This is a genomic window from Methylobrevis pamukkalensis (genome assembly GCF_001720135.1).
GTDB classification, from domain to species: domain Bacteria; phylum Pseudomonadota; class Alphaproteobacteria; order Rhizobiales; family Pleomorphomonadaceae; genus Methylobrevis; species Methylobrevis pamukkalensis.
The window spans coordinates 1-6,277 of sequence record NZ_MCRJ01000167.1; the positions used below are offsets into that span (position 1 = coordinate 1).

Consider the following 6,277-nt stretch of genomic DNA (forward strand, 5'->3'; position numbering starts at 1 on the left):
ATCGCAAGTGCTCTGCGGAAGTCGAGCGCAGAATAGGGGCCGATCTCGCCGTCGAGTTCGATCACGTCCGGCCGCTCGGCATCGACCTCGAACGGTCCGAAACGCTTCGAAGCTGCGTTCGCGTCCGGCGAGACACCGAGCACGGCGAGAACAGCGAGGAGGATCAAGAGACGGTGCATGGTGAGACCGAGCCAGTCAGGTCGGACGATAGAACACCTGCAGTTGCCGCGGTTCAAGCGGAAGATCCTGCTGGCTCGCATCCCGGCAACCAGACGATGTGCAGCTCACGTTCCGCGCCCTCCGCCTCGCTCACGCACCCGACGGGCTTCGGTCCGGTGACCTCTGCCGCCCGCCCGCGCACGGCGCCATGCCGCGCCACATCCCCGCCACTTCCCTCTTTGCCTTGGCCGCGAAACCGGCTATAGGGATCACCTGTCCACGACGGCTCAAGCCCGTCGCCCGGAGTTGCACCCGTAGCTCAGCTGGATAGAGTGCTGCCCTCCGAAGGCAGAGGTCACTGGTTCGAATCCAGTCGGGTGCGCCACTTTCTCCTTCGTGATCGCCCCGCGCATCCAGTCATGTCGTTTTCCGACGGCTTTCTGCTTCATCTGCGCGTCGAAGCGGCCGCTAGCATGGCCCTTCGGGAGCTTCTCCTTGCGCTCGGCGGGCTGTTCGCGCCCCTGGCTCATCGAGCGGCTGGTGCGGATCGGGAAAGAAGCGAGGGCAGGGCTGCCGAGCGGAACGCGCGGCGTCTGCGGTCGTTGTAGTCGGGAGACATCACGACAGGCCGACACCATGGACGATCAGAGGTCAGTTTTCGATGCGCGGGATCGGCTGATCCTCGCCCTCTCCGCGCTGCTGCGGGCCGAACGGGAGACCCGTGCGGCCCTCGAGGCCGCGCTCGAGGACGAGGGAATCTCCCGCGAGGTCCTGCAGGCGATGCTGTCCGATCCCGTTCCCGCGGTCACGCAGGAGGACATTGCCCATGCCGAGCACCATGCCGCCGCGTTCGCCCGGCCCCGGAGGCTGAGCTGATGGCGGCGCGCAGCTTCTGGAAGGGCTATCTCAAGCTGTCGCTGGTGACCTGCCGGGTGGCGATGCGGCCGGCGACGAGCGAGAGCGAGAAGATCCGCTTCCGCACCCTCAACGGCAAGACCGGCAACCCGGTGCAGAGCCGCTATGTCGACGCGGTCAGCGGCAAGCCGGTCGGCGAGGATGACGAGGTCAAGGGCTACCCGCGGGGCGAGGACGATTTCGTCCTTCTGGAAGACGAGGAACTGGAGGCGGTCGCCCTCGAAAGCGCCCGGACCATCGACATCGAGACATTCGTGCCCGGCGAAAGCATCGGCTGGGTCTGGTACGACAAGCCGCACTATCTCCTCCCGGCCGACACGGTGGGCGAGGAGGCCTTCTCGGTGATCCGGGAGGCCATGGCCGCCACCGGCATGGTCGGCATCTCGCGGCTCGTCCTCTACCGGCGCGAGCGGGCGGTGCTGCTGAAGCCCCGCGGCAAGGGCATCCTCGTCTGGACGCTGCGCTACGGCGACGAGGTGCGCGACGAGGCGGCCTATTTCGACAAGGTCGGCGCGGACAAGCCCGATGCCGGCCTGATGAAGCTGGTGACGAAGCTGATCGACGAGCGCACGACCTCCTGGGATCCCGACATGGTGGGCGATCCCGTGCAGGCCAGGCTCCTCGACATCATCGCCGCCAAGAAGAAGGGCCGCAAGCGGGCGGCGAAGCCCAAGGCCGAGCCCGAGGCGCGGCCGGACAACGTCGTCAGCATCATGGATGCGCTGAAGAAGAGTCTCGCCTCGGAAAGCGGCCGCAAGACGCGCTGACGCTCAGGTGCGCGTTTTACGGCCGGAGCGCGGCGCCTCCAGCGGCACGCCGGCGGCGCGAAACCCGTCCCAGGGATCACGGCTCAGCGCCGCCAGCCGCGTCGGCATGGTCGCGACCGTGAAATAGGCCGGGCCGATCCCCGGCCCGAGTTCATCCCAGGTCAGCGGGGCCGAGACGGCCGCGCCCGGCCGCGCCCGGGTCGAGAAGGCGGCGACCGCCGTCGATCCGCGCTGGTTGCGCAGATAGTCGACGAGGATCTTGCCGCCCCGCTTCGATTTGGCGATCGTCGACACGAAGCGGTCCGGGCTGTCCGCCGCCATGGCGTCGGCCATGGCCTTGGTGAAGGCCTTGAGCGCGGCCCAGTCGGCCTTCGGCTTGAGCGGCGAGACGACGTGAAGCCCCTTGCCGCCGGAGGTCTTCACGAAGGCCGAAAGGCCGGCCGCTTCCAGACGCTGGCGCACCTCCTGTGCGGCCTCGATCACTTTCGTCCAGGCGACCCCCTCGCCGGGGTCGAGATCCATGACGATCGTGGCGGGCCGCTCCCAGTCCTCCAGCGACGCCCCCCAGGGATGGATCTCGAGGACGGCCGACTGGACGAGGGCCATCAGGCCGTCGAGGTCGTTGATGCTGATCAGCGGTGCCCCGTCCGGATCGGCCGGATCCTTCACCAGAGCAATGGCCGGATTGAGCCCCTTCCAGGCGTGCTTCTGGAAGAAGGCCTCGCCCGTGATGCCGTTCGGGCAGCGCAGCAGCGCGAGCGGGCGGTGAACCACATGCGGGGCGATGTGGCGCCAGATCTCGGCGTAATAGTCGGCCAGACCCTCCTTGGTCACCCCGTCGTCCGGCCAGTAGAGGCGATCGGGATGGGTCAGCCGCACGGTCCGGCGCTGCGCCGGCGGGGCCTTTGCCGATTTCGGCACTTCGCGGATGATCTCACGCGCCGCCTTGTCCTCGCGCAGGCCCCGGAAGGAGGCGTGGCGCAGGTGGCCGTCGGCCGTCCAGGCGCGGAACTCGACCTCGGCGACGAGCTCCGGGCGCACGTAGCGGACCTGCCGCGCCTCGTCCGCCGTCAGCGGCGCCCCGAACGGGCTGTCGGCGACGCGCATCCGGTCGAGCCTGCGAAACAGGTCTTCCGCGACCGCGGTCGAAAAGCCGGTGCCGACCCGCCCGACATGGTGCAGGTCCCCTCCGTCGTAGACGCCGAGGACGAGCGAGCCGATCGCCTTGCGCGACACGCTCGACGGCATGAATCCGCCGATGACGAACTCCTGCCGGGCGGAGCATTTCGACTTCACCCAGCTCTTGCCGCGCCCGGTGCGGTAGGGGGCGTCGCGCAGTTTGGAGACGATGCCCTCGAGGCTGAGGCGGCAGGCGTGGCGCAGCACCATGGCGCCGCCCTCGTCGAAATGGTCGCTGAAGCGGACGAGGCCGCCGGCCTCGCCCACCACCTGCCGCAGCAGGGTCTTGCGGTCCGTCAGCGGCAGGGCGCGCAGGTCGTGGCCGTCCAGATGGAGAAGATCGAAGGCATAGAAGACGAAGCGGTCGCTGCGGCCCTCCTTCAGGTCGGCCTGCAGGGCGGAAAAGTCCGAGGCGCCGGACGCGGTCTCCACCACCAGTTCGCCGTCGAGGATCGCCGTGCCGACGGAAAGATCCTGCAGCGCGGCCACCACCGTCTTGCCGAACTTCTTCGTCCAGTCGAGGCCGCTGCGGGTCAGCAGCTTGACCCGCCCCGCCTCGATGCGGGCCTGCAGGCGGTAGCCGTCGAACTTGATCTCGTGCAGCCAGGTGTCGCCGGAGGGCGCGGCGGCAACGAGGGTCGCCAGCATCGGCTCGACGAAGTCCGGCAGGGCCGCCTTCTTCGCGCCCTTGAAGGTGGACGGATCGGGCACATCTGCCGCTGTTGCCGCGGACGGCTCCGGCTCGGCCTTCTTCTTCGAACGGGCCGCTTGCTGGCGCCGGCCGCCGTATTTTTCTTCGCGGGCTGGGCTTTCGCGGGCTTGTCGATCTTGCCCGTCTTCGACGACCAGCCGGGGTCCTCGCCGGCAACGTCGGCAATCTCACGGCCGGTCTTGGCCGATTCCGGACGTTCCTCCAGGATGTCGCCGGCGCCCTCCGCCCGGGCAAAATCGTCCTCGCCCTTGATCAGCAGCCAGTTCTCGCGCTTTTCGCCCGGCTTGCCGTGCATGCGGACGAGATGCCAGCGGCCGCCGAGCTTGGTGCCGTCGAGTTCGAATTCGAGGTGGCCCTTGGCATAGCCCTTGTCGGCATCGCCGACTGGCGACCAGGTGCCGCGATCCCAGACGATCACCGTGCCGCCGCCGTATTCGCCCTTCGGGATCGTCCCCTCGAAGTCGCCGTAGTCGAGCGGATGGTCCTCGACGTGGACGGCGAGGCGCTTGTCGCCGGGCACCAGGCTCGGGCCGCGGGTCACGGCCCAGCTGCGCAGCACGCCGTCCATCTCCAGCCGCAGATCATAGTGGAGGCGCCGCGCCGCATGTTTCTGGATGACGAAGCTGTTGCCGCTGCCCTTGCGGCCCTTCCGGCCCTTAGGCTCGGACGTGGCGGTGAAGTCGCGCTTCTTGCGGTAGGTCTCGAGCGCCATGGCCTAGCCCGCCTTGCGGCGGGGCGCCGCCTTCGTCGCGTCCGCCGTCTTTCCCGCAGACGCGGACTTGCGCTTGGCAGGCGAGGCGCCTTTCGCCTTGCTGGCTTTTGCCTTGCCGGCCTTCGCCTTGCTGGACTTGCTGCCCGCGCTCTCGCGCAGCGCTTCCAGCAGGCTGACGACCTTGCCCGGCTCCGGCTCCTTGCGGACCTCGATCTTCCGACCCTCCAGCTTCGCCTTCACGAGTTCGGCAAGCGCGGCGTCATAGCGGTCGTCGAAGGTCTTCGGATCGAACTTGCCCTTCTTGGTCTTGATGATGTGGCCGGCGAGATCGAGCATTTCGCCCTCGATCTTGGTTGCGGGAATGTCGTCGAAGGCCTCCGTCTCGGAGACCACCTCGTAGTCGTAGTTGAGCGTGGTCGCGATCAACCCGTTGCCGTGCGGGCGGACCAGCAGGGTGCGGATCCGGCGGAACAGCACCGTCTGCCCGATCGCCGCGACATTCTTCCGGGCCATCCCGTCGCGGATGAGCACGAAGGCCTCGACCGCCGACGCGTCGGCGGGGGCGAGATAATAGGCTTGTCGAAATAGACGTCTTCGACATCGCCGCAGGCGATGAAGGCGGAGAGGGCGAGCGTCTTGTCGCTTTCGGGAACCGCCGAGGCGACCTCATCGGACGTCAGGATCACGAAGTCGCCGGACGAGACCTCGTATCCCTTGACCTGGTCGTCGCGCTCCACCGGCTTGCCGGTCTCGCTGTCGACGAATTCGCGGTGGACGCGGTTGCCCGTCGCGCGGTTGATGGTGTGGAAGGCGACGCGCTCCGACGTGGAGGCGGCCGTGTAGAGGGCGACGGCGCAGGTCACTTCCGCGATCTTCAGCGTGCCCTTCCAGTTTGCTCGTGGCGCCACCCCGTTGCTCCCTGTGTTCCTGCGGCCTCCCCGCGCGCCGTCCGAAACAGCGGAGCGGGGGAGAGCATGCTCTGGAACAGCGCAGTGCGGGCTTTGTTCCTGCGGGGCAGGGGCGCTCCGGTCGCGGTCCCCGGCCGGCCCCGGCAGGGCAGGAGGCCGGCGGTCCTCAAGCGTTCAGCGCGAAGGAGATCCGCACGATCAGGCCCGTCGGCTCGAACAGCGTCTCCACCGTTCCGCCGAAGCGGTAACCGATCTCGCCCTTGACGAGGGTGAGGCCGAAGCCCTCCCGCTCGGGCCGGTTCACGGCCGGGCCGTCCCGTTCCTGCCAGGTGAGCGTGAACCGCTGGTGATCGGTGCTCCAGAGGATGCGGACCGTTCCGCCCGGTTTGGAGAGCGCGCCGTATTTCGAGGCATTGGTCGCCAGCTCGTGGATCACCATGCCGATCGACAGGCCCTGCTGCGGGGAGAGATGTCCCTTCGGGCCGGAGAGGTCGAAGCGTGCGGCGTCGAAGGCCTCGACCTCCTGCCGCACCAGTTCGCCGATCGCGGCATTCTTCCAGTTGGTGCGCGACAGCAGCCCGTACGCCCGTGCCATCGCATGGAGCCGGCCGGTGAAGGCGGCGAGGAACTCTTCCGGGGCGGGGGTCTTCTCGTAAGTGTGGTTGGCGATGCTGATCACCACGGCCAGCATGTTCTTCACCCGGTGGTTCAGTTCCGAGATCAGCACCTGCTGGTGTTCCTCGGCCTCGGCCAGCGTCGTCACGTCGAGCAGCGTCACGACGACGCCCTTGGTCCGCCCGCCGTTGCTGCGGTAAGGCATGAGACGCACGAGAAAATGCTTGCCGGCGGCGTCCCTCGGCAACTGGTGCTCCAGCGGCTCGCCGGACCGGAACACGGTGGCGATATGCTCCTTGAGGTCCGGATA

At 68.2% G+C, this 6,277-nt stretch carries 5 protein-coding genes, 1 tRNA gene and 1 pseudogene; 3 read left to right on the plus strand and 4 right to left on the minus strand.

Features of this window, described 5'->3' with window-relative positions; translation table 11 throughout:
- The first annotated feature begins 467 nt into the window (after positions 1-467).
- The 3 genes from A6302_RS18850 to ku (A6302_RS18860) all read left to right on the plus strand — a co-directional run bounded on the left by A6302_RS18850 (position 468) and on the right by ku (A6302_RS18860) (position 1,841).
- A tRNA-Arg gene (locus A6302_RS18850) sits at positions 468-544 on the plus strand.
- A 110-nt stretch (positions 545-654) separates the two neighbouring features.
- The gene (locus A6302_RS25920) at positions 655-1,035 is read left to right on the plus strand and encodes a hypothetical protein (RefSeq protein WP_342586309.1); all 381 of its coding nucleotides are present in this window, start codon (positions 655-657) and stop codon (positions 1,033-1,035) included.
- The gene (gene ku, locus A6302_RS18860; protein WP_069308328.1) at positions 1,035-1,841 is read left to right on the plus strand and encodes a non-homologous end joining protein Ku; all 807 of its coding nucleotides are present in this window, start codon (positions 1,035-1,037) and stop codon (positions 1,839-1,841) included. Before A6302_RS25920 ends, ku (A6302_RS18860) begins: the two co-directional genes overlap by 1 nt.
- Before the next feature lie 3 nt (positions 1,842-1,844).
- On the opposite strand, the gene ligD is transcribed toward ku (A6302_RS18860), so the two are convergent.
- From ligD to A6302_RS18875, 4 genes and pseudogenes are all read right to left on the minus strand, one after another.
- Positions 1,845-3,668, minus strand: a complete 1,824-nt coding sequence (gene ligD / locus A6302_RS18865; protein WP_483428747.1) for a DNA ligase D — start codon at positions 3,666-3,668, stop codon at positions 1,845-1,847.
- On the minus strand, positions 3,554-4,444 hold the full coding sequence (locus A6302_RS26445; protein WP_483428746.1) for a DNA polymerase ligase N-terminal domain-containing protein: 891 nt from the start codon (positions 4,442-4,444) through the stop codon (positions 3,554-3,556). Before A6302_RS26445 ends, ligD begins: the two co-directional genes overlap by 115 nt.
- Before the next feature lie 3 nt (positions 4,445-4,447).
- Positions 4,448-5,352, minus strand: a pseudogene (ku, locus tag A6302_RS18870) (non-homologous end joining protein Ku).
- Between the two features lie 166 nt (positions 5,353-5,518).
- On the minus strand, positions 5,519-6,277 hold a 759-nt coding region (locus tag A6302_RS18875), incomplete at its 5' end, for an HWE histidine kinase domain-containing protein (RefSeq protein WP_210183393.1).

Excerpts from the sequence above, each read along its gene's own strand:
- ku (WP_069308328.1), top strand. The coding sequence starts at position 1,035 with ATGGCGGCGCGCAGCTTCTGGAAGGGCTATCTCAAGCTGTCGCTGGTG.
- ligD (WP_483428747.1), bottom strand. The coding sequence starts at position 3,668 with ATGCTGGCGACCCTCGTTGCCGCCGCGCCCTCCGGCGACACCTGGCTG.
- A6302_RS26445 (WP_483428746.1), bottom strand. The coding sequence starts at position 4,444 with ATGGCGCTCGAGACCTACCGCAAGAAGCGCGACTTCACCGCCACGTCC.